Below are 22,235 nucleotides of genomic sequence, written 5' to 3'. Positions count from 1 at the left end.
TAGCGCTACTGGTACTAGCATGCCTCGCGTATCTACGGCGCGAGCGAGACGAGGCACCATGGCTCCCCTGCAGTACGACTTCGTCATCGTCGGCGGTGGATCGGCCGGCAGTGCGCTGGCGAACAGACTCTCCGCGGACCCGGCGAACCAGGTGCTGGTCCTGGAGGCCGGCCGCTCCGACCACCCGTGGGACGTCTTCATCCAGATGCCCGCCGCGCTGACCTATCCGATCGGCAGCCGCTTCTACGACTGGAAGTACGAGTCGGAACCCGAGCCCCACATGGGGGGCCGGCGCGTCTACCACGCGCGCGGCAAGGTGCTGGGCGGCTCCAGCAGCATCAACGGCATGATCTTCCAGCGCGGCAACCCCATGGACTACGAGCGCTGGGCGGCCGATCCGGGCATGGAGACCTGGGACTACGCGCACTGTCTGCCGTACTTCCGGCGGATGGAGAACTGCCTGGCGGCCGATCCGGACGACGAGTTCCGAGGCCATGACGGCCCCCTCGTCCTCGAACGCGGCCCCGCGACCAACCCGTTGTTCGGCGCCTTCCTCAAGGCCACCGAGGAGGCGGGCTACGCGCCCACCGACGACGTCAACGGCTACCGGCAGGAAGGCTTCGCCAAGTTCGACCGCAACGTCCACCGCGGACGCCGGCTGTCTGCCTCGAAGGCGTACCTCAAGCCCGTCAGGAAGCGGCCCAACCTCACCGTCAGGACACGCGCCCTCGTCACGCGCGTCCTCTTCGAGGGCAAGCGCGCCGTCGGTGTCGAATACCGGCGCGGCAAGGGTGCCCCCCAGCAGGTCCGCGCCAAGGAAGTCATCCTGTGCGGCGGCGCGATCAACTCCCCGCAGCTGCTCCAGCTCTCCGGCGTGGGCAACGCGCGGGAGCTGAGCGCCCTCGGCATCGACGTCGTCCACGATCTGCCGGGCGTCGGCGAGAACATGCAGGACCACCTGGAGGTCTACATCCAGTACGCCTGCAAGCAGCCGGTCTCCATGCAGCCGTACATGGCGAAGTGGCGCGCCCCCTTCATCGGGCTCCAGTGGCTCTTCCGCAAGGGCCCCGCCGCAACCAACCACTTCGAGGCGGGCGGCTTCGCCCGCAGCAACGAGGACGTGGACTACCCCAACCTGATGTTCCACTTCCTGCCCATCGCGGTCCGCTACGACGGCTCCTCGCCGGCCGGCGGCCATGGCTACCAGGTGCACGTGGGGCCCATGTACTCCGACGCGATCGGCTCGGTGAAGATCAAGAGCAAGGACCCGCGCGAGCACCCGGCGCTGCGCTTCAACTACCTCTCCACCGAGCAGGACCGGCGCGAGTGGGTCGAGGCCATCCGCGTCGCCCGCAAGCTGCTCAACCAGCCCGCGATGGCCCCGTACAACGACGGGGAGATCTCGCCCGGACCCACGGTGGATTCGGACGAGGAGATCCTCGACTGGGTCGCCAAGGAGGGCGAGACCGCGCTACACCCGTCCTGCACCTGCAAGATGGGCACCTCCGCCGACGAGATGGCAGTCGTCGACCCGGAGAGCATGCGCGTGCACGGCGTCGAGGGTCTGCGTGTCGTCGACGCGTCGGTGATGCCGTACGTCACCAACGGCAACATCTACGCCCCGGTGATGATGATCGCCGAGAAGGCCGCCGACCTGATCCTCGGCAAGCAGCCGCTGGCCGCCTCCAAGGCCGCGTACTACCGGCTCCGTGACGCTGAGAAGCAGACCGGGTAGACCTACGACGGCATCGATCGTCGTATACGACAAGGGCGGGGCCGGAGTCCGGTCCCGCCCTCGGTCATGTGCGGCTCAGCGGAAGACCACCGTGCGGTTGCCGTCCACCATCACGCGGTTCTCGCTGTGCCACTTCACCGCGTGCGCGAGCACCTGCGCCTCGACGTCCCGTCCGACCGTGACCAGCTCTCCGGGGTCGAGCGAGTGGTCCACCCTGACCACCTCCTGCTCGATGATCTGCCCCTCGTCGAGATCGGGCGTGACGTAGTGCGCGGTCGCGCCGACGAGCTTCACCCCCCGGTCGTAGGCCTGCTCGTACGGGCGCGCGCCCTTGAAGCTGGGTAGGAAGGAGTGGTGGATGTTGATGGCCCGCCCTTCGAGCTGCTTGCACAGGTCGTCGGAGAGGACCTGCATATAGCGGGCCAGCACCACCAGGTCGATGTCCAGCTCGCGCACCAGCTCCAGCAGCCGCGCCTCGGCCTCGCCCTTGGTGTCCTTGGTGACCGGGACGTGATGGAAGGGGATGCCGTAGGTCTCCGCCAGCGACTCGAAGTCGGGATGGTTGGAGACGATCGCGGGGATCTCGATGTTGAGGGAGCCCGTGCGCCGGCGGAAGAGCAGGTCGTTGAGGCAGTGGCCGAACCTGGAGACCATGATGAGCGTCCGGGTCGGTGTCGAGGCGTCCTGTAGGGTCCAGGAGATCCGGTAGGCCTCCGCCACGGGGCCGAATCGGTAACGCAGAGTTTCCAGATCCGCGTTTGGGTCGGAAACGTCGAAGTGGACCCTCATGAAGAATCGGCCCTGGAGCCGATCATCGAATTGCTGGCTCTCCAGGATGTTGCCGGAGTTCCGGACAAGGAAGCCGCTCACGGCGTGGACCAGTCCCGCGCTGTCGGGACACGAGAGGGTGAGGACGTACTCACGGCCAGGCCGTGATCGAGGGTACTTGAGGGACACGTCGGCCTCCGTCGGTGCGTAATGCACAACATGGTGAGCGATACGCAACATAGTTCAGGCGTACAGGGGCCTCGGTCAAGAGAGAAGGGGCCGATGGGACGGTGCTGAATCGTCATCCGGCAAACCCTTGACGTATGTCTGCACATTCGCGAGGGTGTTCCACCACTAGCAATTTGATGCACAATGCGCAACGAATTTCAGCTGAGGGGCTTGGCGCATGGCAGATCTGTATGTGGACGGTTCCTGGCGGGACCCGGTGGCCGGAGGCCTCCGCGAGATCCGCTGCCCCGCTGACGGCACGCTCTCGGCGACCGTTGCGGAAGGGACGCGTCCGGACGCCGAGGCGGCGATCGCCGCGGCTCGTCGCGCCTTCGACGAGGGACCCTGGCCGCGGACCCCCGAGCGCGAGCGCGGCGCGCTGCTGCTGCGGACCGCCGACATCATGGAGCGCGACGCCAAGGAGTTCGCCCGCGCCGAGTCTCTGGACACCGGCAAGCGGCTGGTGGAGAGCGAGTACGACATCGCCGACGTCGTCTCCTGCTTCCGCTACTACGGAGGGCTCGGCGGCACCGACGCCGGCCGGGTGATCGACACCGGACGGGACGACGCCGTCAGCCGCGTCGTCCACGAGCCCGTCGGGGTGTGCGGGCTGATCACGCCCTGGAACTACCCGCTGCTGCAGGCCAGTTGGAAGGTCGCCCCGGCCCTCCTCGCCGGCAACACGATCGTCCTCAAGCCGAGCGAGCTCACCCCCTCCACCTCGATCCTGCTGATGAGGGCGCTGGAGGAGGCCGGGATCCCGGCCGGCGCCGCCAACCTCGTCCTCGGCGCCGGGCCCGAGGCGGGCGCACCGCTCTCCGAGGACCCCGCCGTCGACCTGGTCTCCTTCACCGGGGGCGTGGAGACCGGCAAACGGATCATGGCCACGGCCGCGGCGAGCGTGAAGAAGGTGGCGCTGGAGCTCGGCGGCAAGAACCCGAACGTGGTCTTCGCCGACGCCGACTTCGAGACGGCCGTGGACTTCGCGCTCACGGCCGTCTTTCTGCACTCCGGGCAGGTCTGCTCGGCCGGCGCCCGGCTGATCGTCGAGGACTCGCTGCACGACCGCTTCGTCGACGAGGTCGTCCGCCGGGCCCGGCAGATCCGCCTCGGGGGCCCCTTCGACCCCGAGGCCGAGACCGGGGCGCTGATCTCCGCCCAGCACCTGGCGAAGGTCGAGGCGTACGTCGCCGTAGGGATCGCCGAGGGCGCCGTCCTGCGCTGCGGCGGGGAACGGCCCGACGACCCGGCCCTGGCGAACGGCCACTACTACCCGCCGACCGTCCTCGACGAGTGCCGGCAGGACATGCGTGTGGTGCACGAGGAGTCCTTCGGGCCCGTGCTCACCGTGGAGCGCTTCACCGACGAGGACGACGCCGTACGCATCGCGAACGACACCGAGTACGGACTCGCCGGGGCCGTGTGGACGCAGGACGGCGGGAAGGCCCTGCGGGTCGCCCGGCGGCTGCGTCACGGCACGGTGTGGATCAACGACTACCACCCCTATGTGCCGCAAGCGGAATGGGGTGGCTTCGGCCACTCGGGCGTGGGCCGGGAGCTGGGACCGACCGGCCTGGACGAGTACCGAGAGCCCAAGCACATCTGGCAGAACATCCAACCCCGGCCGCAGCACTGGTTCCGCGGCTGAACGCCCAGAGAGGTCGATCATGACCCCAACACAGACCGAGGTGCCGCAGCGGCGCGGCACCCCCCAGGACTCGGATGGCACTCCGGTCATATCCGTGCGCAATCTGTGGAAGGTGTTCGGGCCGAAGGCGGACCAGGTACCGGCCTCCGAGGAGCTGCGCGGGCTCACCCGACGCGAGCTCATGGATCGCGCCGGGTGCACCGCCGCCGTACGCGACGTCAACTTCGAGGTCGCGCCGGGCGAGGTCTTCGTCGTCATGGGCCTGTCCGGCTCCGGCAAGTCCACGCTGGTGCGATGTCTGACCCGGCTGATCGAACCCACCACCGGCGAGATCGTCTTCGAGGGCGAGGACATCCGCGACGCGGACGCGAGACGCCTGCGCGAACTGCGCCGCAGCAAGTTCTCCATGGTCTTCCAGCACTTCGGGCTGCTGCCCCACCGCCGCGTCGTCGACAACGTGAGCTTCGGGCTGGAGATCCGCGGCCTGAGCAAGTCCGCCCGCACCAAGCGGGCCCTGGAGGTCGTCGAGCTGGTCGGCCTCTCCGGCTACGAGAACTCCTACCCCGACCAGCTCTCCGGCGGCATGCAGCAACGCGTGGGCCTGGCACGGGCGTTGGCGGGCGACCCCGACGTCCTCTTCTTCGACGAACCGTTCTCCGCCCTCGACCCGCTGATCCGCCGCGACATGCAGAGCGAGGTCATCCGGCTGCACCACGAGGTCGGCAAGACCATGGTGTTCATCACCCACGACCTCTCCGAGGCCCTCAAACTCGGCGACCGCATCCTCATCATGCGCGACGGCAAGATGGTCCAGTGCGGCACCGGCGACGAACTCGTCGGCGCCCCCGCCGACGACTACGTACGCGACTTCGTCAAGGACGTCCCGCGCGGCGACGTCCTCACCCTGCGCTGGATCATGCGCCCGGTGGCGGAGGGCGACGCCCTGGACGGCCCCGAACTGGGCCCGGACGTCGTCGTACGGGAGGCCACCCGCGCCGTCCTCGCGGCCGAGAAGCCGGTCAAGGTGGTCGAGGACGGCAAACTGCTCGGCATCGTCGGTGACGAGGAGATCCTCGCGGTGGTCGCCGGGCAGGAAGGCGGCGCGTGATGACCGTCGCCGTGGAGAAACCGGAGACGCCACAAAAGACGCAGGAGCCCGCGCCGCCCGCCACCCGGGTCCGCCGGGTCAGCCGGCGCACGATGGTGGCCGCGATCCTGGTCGCCTGGCTGGTGCTGTTCGCCCTGCTGCGCGGCAAGCAGACCCTGACGCTCGCCGCGGCCGACCTGACCGACCTGCACCGGTGGTTCAACGACCTCAACGACTCGATCGGCGCGAACCGCAATTCCAACCCGCTCTTCCTCTACTTCTTCAACGAGATCCGGCTGGTCATCGACAACCTGGTGACCTTCGTCCAGGAGCTGATCTCCCAGCCCTCCGGCGACCGCCCCGTCCCGCAGATCGGCTGGCTCGGCGTCGTCGGCATCACCGGCTATGTCTCCTGGGCCGTGGGCAACTGGCGGGTGGCGCTGCTGGCGGTGGCCGGCTTCACCTTCCTCGGGCTTCAGGGCCTGTGGCAGGAGAGCATGGACACCCTGGCGCTCACCCTCTCCGCGGTCTTCGTCGCGCTGCTGTTCGCGATCCCGCTGGGCGTGTGGGCGGGGCTCAACGACCGGTTCAACCGGATCGTGACGCCCTTCCTGGACTTCATGCAGACGATGCCGACCTTCGTCTATCTGGCCCCGATGACCCTGTTCTTCCTCATCGGCCCCGCCTCCGCCACCATCGCCACCGTCATCTACGCGGCCCCGCCGGCCATCCGTATCACCGCGCACGCCATCCGCTCGGTGCCTGAGACCACCGTCGAGGCGGCCGACTCGATGGGCGCCACCCAGCGGCAGGCGCTGCTCAAGGTCCTGCTGCCGATGTCCAAACGGACCGTGGTGATGGGCGTCAACCAGTCGATCATGGCCGCCCTGGCCATGGTGACCATCACCGCCCTGATCGACGCGCCCGGCCTCGGCAAGACCGTCCTCCAGGCACTCCAGTCGCTCGACGTCGGTACGGCTTTCAACGCCGGCCTCGCCATCGTCGTCCTGGCGATCGTCCTGGACCGGGTCACCACCGCGGCGAGCACCCGCGAGGAGGCCGCCCGGAAGTCGTCCGGCCGGTTCCTCGCCTGGCGGCGGCCCCTGCTGGGAGCGGGCGCCGCGGTCACAGCCGTACTCGTCTACATGTCGCACACGTATCTCTGGGCGGCGGAGTTCCCCGGCGAGGGCACGACCGGAAGCAAGATCGCGAGCGCGGCGGACACCGCGACCACCTGGGCGCAGGACAATCTGTCCGGTCTGACCAACGCCTTCCGTGACGCGATCACCAACGGCCTGCTCAACCCGTTCCAGTCGTTGCTCACCGACTCCCCGTGGTGGCTCGTCGGCGCCGCCCTGATCGGACTCGGCGTGGTGCTCGGCGGCCCGCGCGCCGCGATCACCACCGTCGTGTGCGTGGGACTGCTCGTCGGCACCGGGGTGTGGTCCGACGCGATGACGACGCTCGCGTCCACCGCCGTCGCGACCGTCCTCGTGATGCTGCTCGGCATCGTCTTCGGGGTGTGGATGGGACGCAGCCCGCTGGTGGACCGGCTGATGCGGCCCACCCTGGACGCGGCGCAGGTCATGCCGCCGTTCGTCTATCTCGTACCGTTCCTGGCGCTGTTCGGCGCGACCCGCTTCACAGCGATCGTCGCCGCGATCGTGTACGCGGCTCCCGTGGCCACGAAGATCATCGCGGACGGGGTTCGGAACGTGCCCGCCACCACCGTGGAGGCGGCCACCTCAGCCGGGTGCAACACCTGGCAGATCATCACCAAGGTCCAACTGCCGATGGCACGCGGCGCCCTGACTCTCGCGACCAACCAGGGCCTCATCTACGTGCTGTCGATGGTTGTGGTGGGCGGCCTGGTGGGGGCAGGCGCTCTCGGCTACGACGTCGTGGCCGGCTTCTCACAGGGACAGCTGTACGGGAAGGGGCTCGCCGCGGGGCTGGCCATCGTCCTTCTCGGAGTCATGTTCGACCGGATCACTCAGGCAGCGGCGCGACGCACCAGTGCATAAAAGGAGCAACTGACCATGGCAAGGCAAGCAAGACAGTGGAGAGTCGGCGTGGCCGGCATAGCGGGCGCAGCTGTTATCGGACTGACCCTGTCCGCCTGCGGCGGTACGAAGGTCGGCGACAGTTCCTCGGACGCCGGCGGCTCGGCCGGCTCCGACAAGTGCGACACCTTCAACCTCGCGGTCAACCCGTGGGTGGGCTACGAGGCCAACGCGGCCGTCCTCGCCCATGTCGCGGAGAAGGATCTCGGCTGCAAGGTCACCAAGAAGGACCTGAAGGAAGAGATCGCCTGGCAGGGCTTCGGGACGGGCGAGGTCGATGCCGTCGTCGAGAACTGGGGCCACGACGACCTGAAGAAGAAGTACATCACCGACCAGAAGACCGCCGTCGACGCCGGCGCGACCGGCAACGAAGGCCTCATCGGCTGGTATGTGCCGCCGTGGCTGGCCGAGGCGCACCCGGACATCCTCGACTGGAACAACCTCAACAAGTACGCGGCGAAGTTCAAGACGTCCGAGTCCGGCGGCAAGGGCCAACTCCTCGACGGTGACCCGTCGTTCGTCACCAACGACGAGGCTCTGGTGAAGAACCTGAAGCTGGACTACAAGGTCGTGTACGCGGGCAGTGAGACCGCTCTCATCCAGGCCTTCCGCAAGGCGGAGAAGAACAAGGAATGGGTGATCGGCTACTTCTACGAGCCGCAGTGGTTCATGTCCGAGGTGCCACTGAAGAAGATCAAGCTGCCGGAGTACAAGGCGGGCTGTGACGCCGACGCCGAGAAGGTCGCCTGCGACTACCCCGTGTACAAGCTCGACAAGATCGTCAGCAAGAAGTTCGCCGAGTCGGGCAGCCCGGCCTATGACCTGGTGAAGAACTTCACCTGGACGAACGACGACCAGAACGTCGTGGCCAAGTACATCGCGGTGGACAAGATGACCCCCGAGGCGGCGGCCGAGAAGTGGGTCGCGGCCAACCGCGACAAGGTGGACGCCTGGATCAAGTAGGACCTTCACGGATGCCCGGCGGGTGGTGCGCACGCACGCGCACCACCCGCCGGGCATTGCTGTTTTCCCAGCTGTTCTCCGACGTCACTGGACCCCTTGACACCCAACCTGCCAGGCAGGCACATTGAGTTGCGCAACCTGAATCATGTTGCGCAGAAAGCAACCGGAGGTGCGGCGATGGCGGGACCCCGAGTGGTGATCATCGGAGCGGGCGTCGTGGGGGCGGCCCTCGCGGACGAGATCTCCGCACGAGGCTGGACCGAAGTGACCGTGGTCGACCAGGGCCCGCTGCCCGCCACCGGCGGCTCCAGCTCACACGCCCCGGGCCTGGTCTTCCAGACGAACTCCTCCAAGACCATGACGGAACTGGCCCGCTACACCGTCGAGAAGTTCTGCTCCCTCGACGTCGACGGCAAGCCCTGCTTCCTCCAGGTCGGCGGCCTCGAAGTGGCCACCACCCCCGAGCGCCTCACCGAACTGCGCCGCCGCCACGGCTGGATCACCGCCTGGGGCATCGAGTCCCGCCTCCTGACCGCCGACGAATGCGTCGAGCAGCACCCGCTGGTGAACCCGGACCGGGTCCTGGGCGGCCTCCTCGTGCCGACCGACGGCCTCGCCAAGGCCGTCCTCGCCGTCGAGGCGCAGATCCGCCGGGCCACCGAGCGCGGCGTGCGCTTCCTGGCCCGCCACGAGGTTCTCGACGTACTCCGGGCCGACGGCGAGGTGACGGGTGTCCGTACCGACCAAGGCGATCTGGACGCCGACATCGTCGTCTGCTGCGCCGGCATCTGGGGCCCGAAGATCGCCCGCATGGTGGGCATGAACCTCCCGCTCACCCCGCTCGCCCACCAGCTCGCCTGGACCGGCCCGGTCCCCGCCCTCGCCGGCCAGACCGAGGAGGCCGTCCGCCCGATCCTGCGCCACCAGGACGCCGACCTCTACTACCGCGACCGCTTCGACGCCATCGGCATCGGCTCCTACGGCCACCGCCCGATGCCCATCACCGCCGACGACATCCTCTCCGTCGACGAGGCCGACCAGATGCCGTCGGTCCTGAAGTTCACCGAGGAGGACTTCGCGGACGCCTGGACCGAGACCCAGTCCCTGCTCCCCGCGACGAAGGAGGCGAAGGTGGAGGAAGGCATCAACGGCCTGTTCTCCTTCACCACCGACAACTTCCCGCTGCTCGGCGAGTCCCCGGACGTCAAGGGCTTCTGGGTCGCCGAGGCCGTCTGGGTCACCCACTCCGCGGGCGTCGGCCGGGCCATGGCCGAATGGCTGGTCGACGGCCACTGCTCGTCCTTCGACCTGCACGAGTGCGACGTCAACCGCTTCGAGCCGCACCAGCTCACCCCGGAGTACGTCCTGGCCCGCGACTGCCAGAACTTCGTCGAGGTCTACGACATCCTCCACCCGCTCCAGCCCTCGGGTGAGCCCCGCCCGATCCGCACCAGCCCCTTCCACACACGCCAGCAGGAACACGGCGCGTTCTTCCTGGAGGCCAACGGCTGGGAGCGCCCGCAGTGGTACGAGGCCAACGCGGGCCTGGTGGAAGGCCGTTCCATCCCCACCCCGAACGACTGGGCCGCGCAGTTCTGGTCGCCCATCGTCGGCGCCGAGGCCCAGGCCACGCGCGAGACCGTCGCGATGTACGACATGACGGCCCTCAAACGCCTCGAAGTCAGCGGCCCCGGTGCCGCCGCCTTCCTGGAGCGCCTGTGCACCGGCAAGGTCGCCAAGTCCGTCGGCTCGGTGACGTACACCCTGCTCCTCGACCACGACGGCGGCATCCGCAGCGACATCACCGTCGCCCGCCTGGCCCGCGACCTCTTCCAGGTCGGCGCCAACGGCAACCTGGACCTCGACTGGTTCACCCGCCACCTCCCCGCCGACGGCACGGTCCAGGCCCGCGACATCACCCCCGGCACCTGCTGCATCGGCCTGTGGGGCCCGCTCGCCCGCAAGGTGCTCCAGACCCTCACCGACGAGGACTTCACGAACGACGGCCTGAAGTACTTCCGCGCCAAGCCCGCCCACATCGGCAGCGTCCCGGTGACGGCGATGCGGCTGTCGTACGTCGGTGAACTCGGCTGGGAGCTCTACACCACCGCCGACCTCGGACAGAAGCTCTGGGACACCCTCTGGGCCGCCGCCCAGCCCCTCGGCGGCGTCATCGCCGGCCGCGGCGCCTTCAACAGCCTCCGCCTGGAGAAGGGTTACCGCTCCTTCGGCACCGACATGACCTACGAGCACGACCCCTACGAGGCCGGCGTCGGCTTCGCCGTCAAGCTCGACAAGGACGACTTCATCGGAAAGGCGGCCCTCGAGCGCCGTAAGACCGACGTACGACGCAAGCTGACGTGCCTCACCATCGATGACCCGCGGTCGGTGGTCATGGGTAAGGAGCCGGTCTACGACGGGGAGCGCGCCGTCGGCTACGTCACCAGCGCCGCCTACGGCTACACGATCGGCAAAGGCATCGCCTACGCCTGGCTGCCCACGGAACTCACCGCCCCCGGCACCACGGTGCACATCGGCTACTTCGACCAGCGGGTCGAGGCGGTCGTCGCGGAGGAGCCGCTGTTCGATCCGACCATGTCCCGTCTTCGTGGCTGAGTGTCTGACAGGGGATGCCGCGATTCGTTGTCAACCGGCTGCGGGTACGTCGTGGCTTGTCGCGCAGTTCCCCGCGCCCCTCAGGGGCGCTCGGCGACGGCCCAGTTCTCCTGAATCTCAGTTCTCCTGAAGCACGGACAGGACGTTGCCCGCCGGGTCCTTGAACCAGGCGATCGCCGTCGGGCCGCCCTCGGGGCCCCGGACGATGCCCTTGTCGTCGGACCCGAACTCGGGGTAGCGCTCCATGGTCACGCCGCGCTGCGCCAGCCCGTCGACGGCCGCCTCGATGTCGTCCACGGGGAAGTTCAGGATCGTGAAGCTCGCGGGTGTGTGGTTGTCCTTGGGGTAGACGAAGACACTGGCGCCGCTGCCCAGCTTGATCGTGAGCATCCTCATGTCGCCTTCCCCGCTCTCCTCCACCGGGAGGCCGAGCGTCTCGCCGTAGAACTGGCGGGCCTTGCCGAGGTCGTCGACCGAGAAGCCGCTGAACGCCTTCGACTGTCCGAACATGCCGTTGTCTCCTTCGCGTGGGCCGCCCCGGATTTCCGAGGCCACCCCAGCGGACCACCACCCGGACACCCGCCTCGCGCGCTCGCGTCCGGATGGTCGCCCCGCGTCACTCTCTGGGAGTGCTCGGGTGTCAGGAGACGGTGAAGTGCTCGAAGTCCGCGATGCCCCGCGTGTCGGTCCAGCCGTTCGCGGCAGTCATGAAGACGCCCACGTCCTGCGCTTGCGCGACGCCGCCGGGCGTGGCGGTACCGATCGTGGTCCAGGTCGTGCCGTCGGTGCTCGCCTCGCCGGTGTAGGTGCCGCCGGTGCGGGTCAGCCGCAGGTGGACCGGGGCGGTGAACGGGCCGGCCTGCCGGATGGAGTCGAAGGTGCCGTTCGCCCCGGAGTCCCCAGGACAGGACGCAGCCGTTGGACGGCGTCACCCCCAGGTTGACGTAACCCGCCGACCCGTCCGTGGACAGGTCGTTGCGCACGATCAGTCCCGCGCGGGCCCAGCCGCCGGTGGGGTCCTGGGAGGTGACGGTGACTGTGGCGGTGGCGTCGGGTCCGAAGGCGCCGGGACGGTAGATGGCGCCGAACTGGTTGGTGCCGCCCCACAGGTCCGCGCCCGCACCTTCGACGGCCAGGGCGGCGCCGGACTGCCCGAAGACGGCTCTACGAGGGTGCCTTCAAGGCGTTCGGTGCCGAGGACAAGGTGATGCGCACCTACCGTGTGGGTGCCGCGAAGCCGGGCTCCAACGAACACACCCTGGACAAGGCCCGACAGGACGACTACATCCTCGACATGCGCACGGTCCCCGACACCGCGCGCGCCTGGCTGGACAAGGAGCGTGTCACCTGGAACATCGGCGCCGGGTGGCCCGACCCCATGGAGTACAAGTTCGGGAGAACTGAACAGTGAACCTAGTTGTCACGACTCTCCGCTGAGCCACTGCCGGGTCGTCCGTAAACCTGGCGCTGATGTTCTACGGGTTGCCGCTCTGGTTCATGCACGTACCGGATGGCCCTCCTAGGCTTCGACGGAAGGGGCATCTCGGGGCAATATTGAGGTCGATTTCCATGAATTTCATCGGTGGTTCCGCGTTCCCGAAGCAGTCCGATATCCGGGTGCGACAGGCCGATCTCGGCAGGGATGGCACGGTGAGCACGATCGGGATGGCGCGTTGGCTGGAGGACGCCCGGTTACGGGTGCGACTGCCCCGCTTCGAACAGCTCGTAGGCGCTGGCGGATTTACCCCGTTTCATGTCTTGCTCGTCAGTCAAAGCGTCGAACGACTCGCACCGGTCATCCGCGTGGACCGCAACATTCAGGTGCGTACCGGCGTTCGCCGCGTTGGGCGGTCATCATTCACCTTCGTACATGCAGTCTTCGCCGGCGGCAAAGAAGTAGGGAGTGGCGAGGCCACAGTGGTGCTGCACGGTGCTGCGGGACCCCTTCCACTTCCTGATGAGCTGATCGCGGACCTCACCGACTTGCAGATGCCGGAGTTGAGCCAGTCCGCCATGACGCGTCCGGGGGACGAGCGCCGCCAGCGGGACTATTACCCACATTTCACCCCACTGTGTGCACGGATCGGTGACGTCGACTCCAATCAGCACGTCAACTTCATCGCCCTGGCCACCTGGTACGACGAGGCTGTTGCGGCGTTTACATCGAAGGCAATCGAAGTGGGCGAGGGAGGGGCCGTGCCGGACCTTCCGCCGTGGTCGTATCGAATTCAGTACGTCGGTGAAGTCACTTATCCCGGCACCTACGAGGTAGGCCTTCTCGTCCGCTCTTTCGATGTTGATTCCGTCCAGTACGAGCTCGGCGTCTTCTCCGGCACCACATGCTTGGGCATCGCCGACGCCGTCGGGGCGCGTGGTGAGCTGTCCGCCAGGTCTTTGGAGACTTACCTGACGGGAAGGCTCGGCTGACCATGCCTGGGCTCGGGCCAGCCGTACGGCAGGTCGGGTGCGGGCCCGTTGTCGCTCCGCACCTCATCGGGTGTTCACCTGCTCCGTGAGCTTGCCCTTGCGCAGGTTGAGGACGCGGTCGGACTGGGTGGCCAGTTGCTGGGAGTGGGTGGCGACGACCACGCATGAGCCCTGCTCGTGGGCGAGTTCGCGGAAGGTGTCGATGATGCCCTGGGCGGTGTCCTCGTCGAGGTTTCCGGTGGGTTCGTCGGCGAAGAGGATGTCGACGTCGCAGGCGAGGGCGCGGGCGATGGCGACGCGCTGCTGCTGACCGCCGGAGAGCTGCAGCACATTGCGGGTGGCCGTCGCCTTGTCGAGGCCGATCTTCTCGAGGAGCCGCAGGGCGTGGGCCTTGCGGCTTCCGGTCGCGGGCCTGGCGCCGGTGATCTCCATGGCGGTGGTGACGTTCTGGAGGGCGGTCATGTAGGTGAGGAGGTTGTACTGCTGGAAGATCGTGGCGGCGTGCTTGTTGCGGTAGCTGCCGAGCCCGAGCTCGGTGAGGTCCTGCCCGTCGAAGCTGATCGTGCCCTTGGTGGGGGTGTCGAGCCCGCTGGCGAGGCTGAGCAGAGTGGTCTTGCCGCTGCCCGAGGGGCCCAGGATGGTGTAGAACGTGCCGCGTTCGAAGGCGTAGTCGATGCCCTTGAGGACCGTGGTCCTGCGGCGCCGACCGGCGTAGGTGTGGCTGACGTCGGCGAGGCGCAGGACGGGCGGGGTGGTGGTGGCGCTGGTCATGGCGGGTCACTTGCCCTTCGTGAGGATGGTGCGGGGGCTGAAGCGCAGCACGGCGCCGGCCGGGATCGCGGTGGCGAGGAGGCCGACGCCGAGGCCGATGGCGCCTACGGCGACGACGTCCGCCGGGTCGAGCGCCACGGTGATCTCGTCGATGGGATCGGCGTTCTCGACCGGCTGGTCGTCCATGTCGATGCCCTCGCCGAGCCCGGTGCTGCCGGGGCCCGGGGGCTGCCACGAGTCGAGCTTCCGCTTGGCGGCGGAGGCTTCGCTGCCGAGCAGGGACTGGCCGGCGTTCTGGGTCAGGCGCGGGGCGAACAGGGAACTCACCCCGATGGCGATGGCGGCCACCACGACGATCTCCAGGGCCTGTTGGGCGATGAGCTTGCTCTTCTTCTCTCCCATGGCCAACAGGACGCCGTACTCCTTGCGACGTTGCTTGACGGCGAGGTTGACCAGGAGGGCCAGGACGGCCGCACCGGCGACGGCCATCAGCCACATGGCGACGGTGGCCGTGGAGCGGATGCTTTTGAGCGGGCCCGTCATCTGCTGGATGGCCTTGTCGTTGGCGTCCAGCTTGAAGCTCTCGAGCGCCGAGCCGGCGATCCGCTTCGCCTCGTCCTTGAACGCGCCCTGCACATCGGCGTCCTGGAGGAGGAACGTCGCCTTGCCGACCTGCAGCGGCCCCTCCCCTTCGGGCGCGAGTGCGGAGAGGCCGCCCACCGTTCCGTACACCATGTTGGCCGGGTTGACGCCGTACTCGGCGTCGGCTTCGGTCGCGGGTCGCGGGTCGCGGTAGATGCCGCCGACGGTGAAGTCGGCCGTGGTCTTCTCGTCGTTGCCGGTCAGCGTGATCCTGTCGCCGACCTTGAGAACGTTCTTCCTGGCCAGCCGCTCCTCGATCAGCAGTTGCTTCTTGTCCTTGTCGGCGGCCGTGAGGTGTTCACCGGACAGGAGCGTGAACGTGCCGCTGCGGAAGTCGGGCAGCAGTGAGGAGTCGAGCACGCCGATGCTCGCGGTGCCGCCGGGGCCCATGGGCTCGGCCGGGCCGCCCTCGACCAGCTTGTACTCGCCCTTGAGGATGGCGCGGTCCCACATCGAGTAGGTGTACTTCTGCACCTGGGGCAGAGCCCCGAGCTTGTCGACGGTCGCGGCGTCGATGCGCGGGGCCTGCAGGGCACCGGCACCTCCCAACTGGCCCATATCCATATCGAGGTTGATCTCGGCGCCCACAGAGCGCTTGGCGTCCTGCTCGGCCTGGGCCGTCGCGTCGTTGATCAGGACACCGGCCAGCACCATCACGGAGATGACGAGGAAGGTGGCGAAGGTGATCAGGGTGCGGCCCTTGCGGGCCCACAGGCTGAGCCCTGCGCGTTTGACGAAGTTCATGGGTATCTCGGCTCTCTCGGTGCGCGCCGGTGAGTGGTCGTGCGCTGTTGGTGGCTGGTCCGTGCGATGCCGGTGGCCGGCTACTCGGTGTCGGCGAGGATGGAGCGGGGGTGCAGGCGGAGGATTCCGATGCCCGGGATGACGGTGGAGACCAGGGAGATCCCGAGCCCGATGCCGGCGACCCTGCCGACGGTGGCGGGCTCGACGCGCACCACGGGCGGAGCGATCTCGGCATCCGGTGCACCGGCCGACGTGACCGGCTCGCCGCTCTGGCCGCCGAGGAGCGCGTCACCCGCGGACTGTCCGGCGAGCGAGCCGGCCAGAGCGGCGATCGCGACGGCGGGCAGGGCTACGGCCGCCACCTCCACGGCGTGCTGGCCGATGAGCTTCCACTTCTTCTCGCCCATCGAGAGCAGCACCCCGAGCTCAGTGCGCCGCTCGCGGATCTGGAGCGTCACGATGAGGCCGAGGATCAGTGCTCCGGCCAGGGCGATCACCCAGACGATCAGTCCCGCGAACGTGCCGACCCGCTGGATGGGACGGACCTGGTCCCGGTACGCCTTGTCATTGACGCGAAAGTCGAAACCGCCCTTGCCGAGGAGTCGTTCGGCCTCGGCGTGCAGCTGCTGGGCCTGGCCCGGCGAACCGATCTTGAACACCGCCTCGCTGACCGTCTCGCTGCCGGTTCCGAGTCTCTGGGCCGTGTTCACCGGTACGTACAGCGCGTTGCCGGGCAGCTCGTGCGGCGGCGCCCAGTTCGTCGGATCCTGCATCGGGTCCCGGAAGATGCCGACGACCGTCAGCCGTACCGTGCGCTTACCGTCCGACGACCGCACCCGCATGGTGTCGCCGACCTGGAGGTGGTTCTCATCGGCCAAGCGCTGCTCGATCATGGCGACGTCGCGGTCCGCGTCCTCCGGGGTGATGCCGCGGCCCGCTGTGATCTTCGTCGAGCCGTACGAAAAGGGCAGCAGCATGCCCGAGTCACGGACGCCGTTCACGGCCAGCGGGCCCTGTTCCTTCTCCTCGGCACCGGTGCCGCCCGGCTTCGGCGCATTCGACGCCAGTGGCGTGAAGCCGCGCGCCCAAGACCGCACGGGAAGCTCCGGGTTGTAGCGGTGCACCAGGTCCGAGGCGCCGAGCCGGTCGGCGAGGGCCGGGGTCAGGCCCTGCCGCTTGACGGTGACGTCGACGCCGATGGCGCGCTGCGCGTCGGCCTCCTGGCGGGCGGCGGCGGCCTGCAGCAGGAAGCCGGCGAGGAGCAGGGTGCAGATGACGACGAAGATCGCCAGCAAGGCGGCGGTCCTGGATCTTCTGGCACCAAGGCTCATCCCGGCGCGCTTGACGAAGTTCATGCCGAGACAGAAGCAGCCTGGTGTGTGCAGTGGGATAAGGGTGTTACAGCGGCATAAAGGCCGGTCCGGCCCGTTACAGCGCCGACAGGCTTGGTGCACACCGCTCCGCGTCCTTATCCCGCTGAACCGTGATCTTGGTTTCATGTGGACATGAGAGTCCTGGTAGCCGAAGATCACCGCGTGCTCGCCCGCACCATCGCCACCGGCCTTCGCCGGCAGGCGATGGCGGTCGACATCGCCGCCACCGGGGCGGAGGCCGAGCGGATGTGCCTGCTCACCGCCTACGACGTGTTGCTCCTCGACCGCGATCTGCCGGTCATGAGCGGCGACGAGGTGTGCAGGCGGCTGCGTGAACTCTCCGACCCTCCGCGGATTCTGATGCTGACCGCGGCCGGCGAGCTCACGGACAAGATCTACGGCCTGACGACGCTCGGCGCGGACGACTACCTCGCCAAGCCCTTCGACTTCACCGAACTCGTCGCCCGCGTGCGGGCGCTGAGCCGCCGCGCGCCGAAGCCGCCGCCCGCCGTACTGCGCTTCGGGAACATCACCCTGGATGAGACGCGACGCGAGGTGTCCGTGGACGGGCGATCGCTGGAGCTGACCCTGAAGGAGTTCGCGGTCTTGCACCTGCTGCTGAGCGCCGGTGGAGCGCCGGTGCCGCACGACGAGTTCGTCCGCACCGTCTGGGACGAGCACCTCGACCCGCGCACCAGCGCGGTCCGCGCCGCCGTCAGCCGGCTGCGCGGCAAACTCGGCGACCCCGGACTGATCGTCGCCGACAAGGGAGAGGGTTACCGCCTGTGCGACTGAACCCGCGGGCACTGCTGAGCGGGCTGCCGTTCCGCGCCCGCCTGGCCGCCGCCTTCTCCGGGCTCTTCCTGCTCGCCGGCATCGCCCTGCTCGCTTTCGTGGTGCTGCTCGCGCGCTACGGAACGGAGCAGCAGGTCCAGGGGATCGCGGTCAGTTATGGCGATGCGCCGAGCGGCTCTGCGACGCCCTTCGAGCCCGTGCGCCCCACTCGCCCGGATCGCGCACCAACGGCCCTGAGCGACGTAGCCATGATCCAGAAGGTCGACCAGACCGTGCAGGCCGTGCAGGACACCGCGCTGCGCCAGATGGTGCTCTGGTCCGCCGTCGGACTCCTGATCACGGCGTTCCTTGCCGGCCTGCTCGGCTGGTGGCTCGCCGGACGGGCCCTGCGTCCGGTCGCCTCCATGACCGAAGCCGCCCGCCGCATCGGCGAACAGAACATGCATCAGCGCCTCGCGCTCACCGGGCCCGACGACGAACTCCACCGCCTCGCCGACACCTTCGACAGCATGCTCGACCGGCTCGAGAAGTCCTTCGAGAGTCAACGCCGCTTCGTCGCCAACGCCTCCCACGAGCTCAAGACACCCCTCGCGGTCCAGCGCACCAGCCTCCAGGTCGGCCTCGCCGATCCTCTGCCCGACGGCCTCGCCGACGTCCGCGAGGACCTGCTCACCGCCAACCGCGAGGCCGAACAGCTGATCAACGCCCTGCTTCTGCTGGCCCGCAGCGACCGCGGCCTGGAAGCGACCGAAAGTGTCGACCTCGCAGCCACCGCCCGGCTCGTGACCGCCGAACTCGCCCCGCAGGCAGCCGAGAACGGCGTGCACGTCGACCTCGACGCCGACACCCCGCTGGCCGTCCCCGGTGACCCTGTCCTGCTGCGCCACCTGCTGACGAACCTGATGTCCAACGCCATCCAGTACAACCACCCCGGCGGCCACGTCCGCGGACGTCTCGACGCCCGCACCGTGACGGTGACCAATACCGGCCCCCACGTGCCCGCCGAACGGATCCCCGAACTGTTCGAGCCCTTCCGACGCCTCGACGGGGACCGCACCGCCGCTACCGGCCACGGCCTGGGACTGTCCATCGCCGCCTCCATCGCCGAGGCCCACCACGCCACGCTCACAGCACACCCCGGCACCGAGGGCGGGCTCGCCCTCACCCTGCGCTTCCCCTGAGCGCCGGCCAGGGCGGAAGCTCCAACGCCCGTGTTCATGAGCTGCCGGCATCTGAGAGGGCGTTAAGTCCGTTTCTGGTAGCGGCCGCGTCCGGGCCGAAGCCCCCGTCCTTCGAAACGAACCAGAGTTCCTCGCCGGTGCCGCCCGCCGCTTCCAGGATCGTCAGCCAGATCACGGCGTCCCGGGCGCCGTGGGCCTGCACAGGCCTGCCGTCGTTGTCGAACACCGTGAAGCTGGATTCGAGCTCGACGCGTGGCATGCCGAGGACCGCACCCTGCGGGAAGGCTGCGTGACGCAGTTGGTTGGTGTCGAGAACAATCACGAAGTTCCCCAGGAACGGCCGTGTTGACACGAGCGATGAACCGGACTGAAGGATGACACGCCTGGGCCGGCTGCAGTCGATGAATGGACTACGCACAGGGTGGCCAAGTGAATCGCTGTCCGGTCTCACCGAGGTGAGGTACGGCAGCTCCCTGACCTGCATGGTTCAGAACTCCGTGACGCCTTGCGGTCGTTCGTCGGCCAGTACCGCCTGGGCGCAGCGCCTGCCCCATTCGGCAATTGCGTGGATCGGGCACCCGGGCGAAAGCCTCGATCAGACCCTAATGGAGAAACGAGCACGGCAGCCTTGCAGATCATGAAGCGTCGAGAACTCCATGACCGCAAGGTGCCGTGCCCGCTCCGCGTCCTGGGCTGATCCGGCGTCACACGATCAAGCCGGGATGAGGAATTTACTGGTTGCGATGGGCGTATGCGGCCACATATGCCTTGTTAATCGGCCCCGGCCGGTCGCCCCAGGCGCTCCAGCTACCAGTGCTCTTGTGATAATAGCGGGCGCGATAGGCATTCGAGCCTGTGACTTCCTTCAGCCCACTGTGGCTGATCTCATACAGTCCGCTGCCGTTGTACTGGGTTTTGTGATTCGCCCTGATCCCGACTCCGGAACCAACCCCGACCGTACCGTCGTCGGCGGACGACATTGCCGTCCAGTCCGTTCCCATTTGCGAGCGACTCGGAGTTTCGGGAAGCGTCCTGAGGAAGGTGCTGTCCGGATGCATCTGACTGCACTGCTTGTGCGCGATGGGGAACCTGGCCTTGCACAAGTTGATCTGTGTCTTGTTTGCCCCGTCGTGCGGAGTGCCGAGCGTGACAACGTCCTCTACATAGAGACGCGACGGAAAGCCGCTGGTGCCCTCGTTGACGTGGTACAGCGCGGAACGGATCACGAGGCCACCCATGGAATGGGCGACGACATCGACCTTCTTGCCCTGGCTGGTGTAGGTCGTGTAGATGCGGTTGGCGAGCGCCTTGGCCACCGTCGTGATGGACGTTGCACGGGTACCGTTGTACTTGTGGGTGCAGGTGTCCCCCTCGGAATAGTAGCCGAACGTTACCAGCTTCCTGCTGTTCCAGCCTTTGGCCTCGAAATGGCTAATGGCATCTCTCCAGTAACTTTCGCAGTTGGTGTTCGCCGCACCGTCCGGGTCGAATCCGTGAACAAAGATCACGGTGCTGCCTGTGCCGTCGGACCGACTTGGCGCGGCGCTTGCCGGGGCTGCCGCCACGAATGCAATCGCCATGGCGAGAAGCGTGCTGATGAACAGCGTGGCTGACTTTCGAGCTCGTTGCATGACCCTACCCTTCACAAACTCAGGCTGAACTCGTTGAGATCGGTTCTCGGGATTGCTGTCGAACTCGAATGCATCCGATATTCATCCTCGGGCGTCCCGATTTCGAAGATTACGCGACAGGTCGGCCATGGGCATGTCACGCGAACGCGTGGCACGCGGTCGCTTGGATTGGGTAGCGGGTCTCATTGGTACGCCGGGAGCTTCGGCGTAGGTCCGCACGTCTGGCCGCAGCCCTGAGAGGACGTTAAGTCCGATCTTCCATGTTGAGATGCGGGGAATGGAGCGAGAGCCGTACCCCAGCGACTTGTCGGACGAGCAATGGGCGTTGATCGAGCCGATGATCACGGCCTGGAAGCAGGGCCGGGCGGTCCGGTCGGCTACCGGCGGTACCGGGGCCTGCGACCTGCGGGAGGTCGTGAACGCGATCTTCTGTCAAACCGGACGGGCTGCCAGTGGCGCTACCTCCCGCGTGATCTGCCGTCCTGGTCGGCGGTGTTCTACTACTTCGGCCTGTGGCGCGAGGGCGGTCTCGACCAGCGCATCCAGGAACTCCTGCGCTGCCAGGTGCGGGAGAGGGCGAAGCGGTTGGATGACCTGTCCCTCGTGATCATCGACACCCAGTCCGTCCGTGCGGCAGCGCGTGTCCCGAAGACCACGACGGGACTGGACGCCAACAAGAAGGTGTCGGGCCGCAAGCGGGGACTGGCCGTCGACGTACTCGGCCTGGTCATCGGCGTCGTGGTGCTGGCCGCGTCCGCCCACGACAACGCCGCCGGCACCGTCCTGCTCGACCAGGTGGCCGAGCGGCGCGGGATGCGCCTGGAGAAGGCCCTGGTGGACCAGGGCTTCAAGGACGACGTCCTCATCCACGGCGCCCTGTTGGACATCGACGTCGAAGTCGTCTGCCGTAACCCCGACGACCAGGGTAAAGGCTTCGTCCCGCAGCCGAGAAGGTGGATCGTGGAGCAGGTCAACGGCGCGTTGATGCTGCACCGCCGCCTGGCCCGCGAGTACGACCACCGCTGCGACCCCTCCGCCTCTCGCGTCTACTGGGCCTCGATCGCGAACATGACCGGCCACCTCACCACACCGAGTCCCGCCTGGCGTGACACCTTCGGGCTGACCGCGTGAACATCACCGAGCTCCTCGCCGGCCTCCAGGCCCAGCGCGACGAGACCGCGGCCAGGGCCGGTGAACTACGCGACCAGATCGAGTACTTGACCACCGCGCTGGCCGAGAGCGAAGCGCGGCTCGCGGACCTGGCCGCCACCGCCAAGGTCATCGCCGAACTCGCACCAGCCCAAGGCGACCCCGAACCGGCCGAGACGAACAGCGTCCACCAGGCAATCGTGAACGCCTTCAACCAGCACCCCGGCCAGGAGTTTCGAGCCCGTGAGCTGCATGAACTCCTTGGCATGCCCACCGACGACGCGTCTGTCAACGTCACCCGCGCTCGTCTCGGACGCCTCACCCGTCAAGGCTTCCTCACTCAGCCCGGACACGGCCGCTACCAGAAACGGACTTAACGCCCTCCGGTGGCCGTATCGCGCGTGATCGTCCAAC

19 protein-coding genes and 1 pseudogene are annotated in these 22,235 nt (G+C 67.9%); 13 read left to right on the top strand and 7 right to left on the bottom strand.

From position 1 onward, the window contains the following. The first annotated feature begins 58 nt into the window (after window positions 1–58). Window positions 59–1,735 (top strand): choline dehydrogenase, encoded by a 1,677-nt coding sequence (gene betA / locus OG828_RS06295; protein ID WP_328351203.1) that lies wholly within the window; start codon window positions 59–61, stop codon window positions 1,733–1,735. A gap of 75 nt (window positions 1,736–1,810) precedes the next feature. Here the strand turns inward: betA and purU are convergent, their stop codons facing one another. Beyond that, entirely contained in the window at window positions 1,811–2,743 is a 933-nt protein-coding gene (gene purU, locus OG828_RS06290; protein ID WP_443062374.1) for a formyltetrahydrofolate deformylase, read from the bottom strand. Between the two features lie 166 nt (window positions 2,744–2,909). Between purU and OG828_RS06285 the strand changes: the two genes are divergently transcribed. The 5 genes from OG828_RS06285 to OG828_RS06265 all read left to right on the top strand — a co-directional run bounded on the left by OG828_RS06285 (window position 2,910) and on the right by OG828_RS06265 (window position 11,108). Next, window positions 2,910–4,379, top strand: coding sequence for an aldehyde dehydrogenase family protein (locus OG828_RS06285; RefSeq protein ID WP_328500384.1), 1,470 nt, complete (start codon window positions 2,910–2,912; stop codon window positions 4,377–4,379). Between the two features lie 19 nt (window positions 4,380–4,398). Beyond that, on the top strand, window positions 4,399–5,487 hold the full coding sequence (locus OG828_RS06280) for a quaternary amine ABC transporter ATP-binding protein (RefSeq protein ID WP_328500383.1): 1,089 nt from the start codon (window positions 4,399–4,401) through the stop codon (window positions 5,485–5,487). Next, complete coding sequence (locus OG828_RS06275) at window positions 5,487–7,490, top strand: ABC transporter permease (protein ID WP_328500382.1); 2,004 nt, start codon at window positions 5,487–5,489, stop codon at window positions 7,488–7,490. Before OG828_RS06280 ends, OG828_RS06275 begins: the two co-directional genes overlap by 1 nt. A gap of 15 nt (window positions 7,491–7,505) precedes the next feature. Further along, window positions 7,506–8,492, top strand: a complete 987-nt coding sequence (locus OG828_RS06270) for an ABC transporter substrate-binding protein (RefSeq protein ID WP_328437074.1) — start codon at window positions 7,506–7,508, stop codon at window positions 8,490–8,492. Between the two features lie 177 nt (window positions 8,493–8,669). Next, window positions 8,670–11,108, top strand: a complete 2,439-nt coding sequence (locus OG828_RS06265; RefSeq protein WP_328500381.1) for a GcvT family protein — start codon at window positions 8,670–8,672, stop codon at window positions 11,106–11,108. Between the two features lie 117 nt (window positions 11,109–11,225). On the opposite strand, the gene OG828_RS06260 is transcribed toward OG828_RS06265, so the two are convergent. Further along, window positions 11,226–11,618: a VOC family protein gene (locus OG828_RS06260; protein ID WP_328500380.1), complete on the bottom strand. Its 393-nt coding sequence runs from the start codon at window positions 11,616–11,618 to the stop codon at window positions 11,226–11,228. A gap of 119 nt (window positions 11,619–11,737) precedes the next feature. Here OG828_RS06260 and OG828_RS06255 point away from each other — a divergent pair, with 119 nt between their 5' ends. From OG828_RS06255 to OG828_RS06245, 3 genes are all read left to right on the top strand, one after another. After that, on the top strand, window positions 11,738–11,914 hold the full coding sequence (locus OG828_RS06255) for a hypothetical protein (protein ID WP_328500379.1): 177 nt from the start codon (window positions 11,738–11,740) through the stop codon (window positions 11,912–11,914). A gap of 401 nt (window positions 11,915–12,315) precedes the next feature. Continuing rightward, complete coding sequence (locus OG828_RS06250) at window positions 12,316–12,519, top strand: erythromycin esterase family protein (RefSeq protein ID WP_328500378.1); 204 nt, start codon at window positions 12,316–12,318, stop codon at window positions 12,517–12,519. Window positions 12,520–12,677: 158 nt separating this feature from the next. Then, complete coding sequence (locus OG828_RS06245) at window positions 12,678–13,535, top strand: hypothetical protein (protein WP_328500377.1); 858 nt, start codon at window positions 12,678–12,680, stop codon at window positions 13,533–13,535. A gap of 63 nt (window positions 13,536–13,598) precedes the next feature. Here OG828_RS06245 and OG828_RS06240 read toward each other — a convergent pair whose 3' ends face one another. From OG828_RS06240 to OG828_RS06230, 3 genes are all read right to left on the bottom strand, one after another. After that, on the bottom strand, window positions 13,599–14,306 hold the full coding sequence (locus tag OG828_RS06240; protein ID WP_328500376.1) for an ABC transporter ATP-binding protein: 708 nt from the start codon (window positions 14,304–14,306) through the stop codon (window positions 13,599–13,601). A gap of 6 nt (window positions 14,307–14,312) precedes the next feature. Further along, window positions 14,313–15,692, bottom strand: coding sequence for an ABC transporter permease (locus tag OG828_RS06235; RefSeq protein ID WP_328500375.1), 1,380 nt, complete (start codon window positions 15,690–15,692; stop codon window positions 14,313–14,315). A gap of 80 nt (window positions 15,693–15,772) precedes the next feature. Next, on the bottom strand, window positions 15,773–17,047 hold the full coding sequence (locus OG828_RS06230; RefSeq protein ID WP_328500374.1) for an ABC transporter permease: 1,275 nt from the start codon (window positions 17,045–17,047) through the stop codon (window positions 15,773–15,775). 150 nt (window positions 17,048–17,197) lie between these two features. Here OG828_RS06230 and OG828_RS06225 point away from each other — a divergent pair, with 150 nt between their 5' ends. Both OG828_RS06225 and OG828_RS06220 read left to right on the top strand, forming a co-directional pair. Further along, entirely contained in the window at window positions 17,198–17,860 is a 663-nt protein-coding gene (locus OG828_RS06225; RefSeq protein WP_328500373.1) for a response regulator transcription factor, read from the top strand. Further along, window positions 17,851–19,041, top strand: a complete 1,191-nt coding sequence (locus tag OG828_RS06220; protein ID WP_328500372.1) for a sensor histidine kinase — start codon at window positions 17,851–17,853, stop codon at window positions 19,039–19,041. Before OG828_RS06225 ends, OG828_RS06220 begins: the two co-directional genes overlap by 10 nt. A gap of 34 nt (window positions 19,042–19,075) precedes the next feature. Here the strand turns inward: OG828_RS06220 and OG828_RS06215 are convergent, their stop codons facing one another. Beyond that, window positions 19,076–19,363, bottom strand: a complete 288-nt coding sequence (locus OG828_RS06215) for a hypothetical protein (RefSeq protein ID WP_328500371.1) — start codon at window positions 19,361–19,363, stop codon at window positions 19,076–19,078. 409 nt (window positions 19,364–19,772) lie between these two features. Then, window positions 19,773–20,621 (bottom strand): esterase/lipase family protein, encoded by an 849-nt coding sequence (locus OG828_RS06210; RefSeq protein WP_328351161.1) that lies wholly within the window; start codon window positions 20,619–20,621, stop codon window positions 19,773–19,775. Window positions 20,622–20,949: 328 nt separating this feature from the next. Here OG828_RS06210 and OG828_RS06205 point away from each other — a divergent pair. Together OG828_RS06205 and OG828_RS06200 are read left to right on the top strand one after the other, a co-directional pair. Further along, a pseudogene (locus tag OG828_RS06205) lies at window positions 20,950–21,803 on the top strand (IS5 family transposase). Then, window positions 21,800–22,198: a hypothetical protein gene (locus tag OG828_RS06200; RefSeq protein WP_328500370.1), complete on the top strand. Its 399-nt coding sequence runs from the start codon at window positions 21,800–21,802 to the stop codon at window positions 22,196–22,198. The pseudogene OG828_RS06205 and the gene OG828_RS06200 overlap by 4 nt, the downstream one beginning before the upstream one ends. Window positions 22,199–22,235: the final 37 nt, after the last annotated feature.

It is taken from the genome of Streptomyces sp. NBC_00457, from assembly GCF_036014015.1.
GTDB lineage: Bacteria > Actinomycetota > Actinomycetes > Streptomycetales > Streptomycetaceae > Streptomyces.
Note: the sequence above shows the minus strand (reverse complement) of the source record. Positions and strands in the feature narration are given on the sequence as shown.

Excerpts from the sequence above, each read along its gene's own strand:
- OG828_RS06285 (WP_328500384.1), top strand. The coding sequence starts at position 2,910 with ATGGCAGATCTGTATGTGGACGGTTCCTGGCGGGACCCGGTGGCCGGA.
- OG828_RS06280 (WP_328500383.1), top strand. The coding sequence starts at position 4,399 with ATGACCCCAACACAGACCGAGGTGCCGCAGCGGCGCGGCACCCCCCAG.
- OG828_RS06210 (WP_328351161.1), bottom strand. The coding sequence starts at position 20,621 with ATGGCGATTGCATTCGTGGCGGCAGCCCCGGCAAGCGCCGCGCCAAGT.
- OG828_RS06235 (WP_328500375.1), bottom strand. The coding sequence starts at position 15,692 with ATGAACTTCGTCAAACGCGCAGGGCTCAGCCTGTGGGCCCGCAAGGGC.
- betA (WP_328351203.1), top strand. The coding sequence starts at position 59 with ATGGCTCCCCTGCAGTACGACTTCGTCATCGTCGGCGGTGGATCGGCC.
- OG828_RS06260 (WP_328500380.1), bottom strand. The coding sequence starts at position 11,618 with ATGTTCGGACAGTCGAAGGCGTTCAGCGGCTTCTCGGTCGACGACCTC.
- OG828_RS06250 (WP_328500378.1), top strand. The coding sequence starts at position 12,316 with ATGCGCACCTACCGTGTGGGTGCCGCGAAGCCGGGCTCCAACGAACAC.
- purU (WP_443062374.1), bottom strand. The coding sequence starts at position 2,743 with ATGTTGCGTATCGCTCACCATGTTGTGCATTACGCACCGACGGAGGCC.
- OG828_RS06265 (WP_328500381.1), top strand. The coding sequence starts at position 8,670 with ATGGCGGGACCCCGAGTGGTGATCATCGGAGCGGGCGTCGTGGGGGCG.
- OG828_RS06275 (WP_328500382.1), top strand. The coding sequence starts at position 5,487 with ATGACCGTCGCCGTGGAGAAACCGGAGACGCCACAAAAGACGCAGGAG.
- OG828_RS06245 (WP_328500377.1), top strand. The coding sequence starts at position 12,678 with ATGAATTTCATCGGTGGTTCCGCGTTCCCGAAGCAGTCCGATATCCGG.
- OG828_RS06270 (WP_328437074.1), top strand. The coding sequence starts at position 7,506 with ATGGCAAGGCAAGCAAGACAGTGGAGAGTCGGCGTGGCCGGCATAGCG.
- OG828_RS06230 (WP_328500374.1), bottom strand. The coding sequence starts at position 17,047 with ATGAACTTCGTCAAGCGCGCCGGGATGAGCCTTGGTGCCAGAAGATCC.
- OG828_RS06240 (WP_328500376.1), bottom strand. The coding sequence starts at position 14,306 with ATGACCAGCGCCACCACCACCCCGCCCGTCCTGCGCCTCGCCGACGTC.
- OG828_RS06225 (WP_328500373.1), top strand. The coding sequence starts at position 17,198 with ATGAGAGTCCTGGTAGCCGAAGATCACCGCGTGCTCGCCCGCACCATC.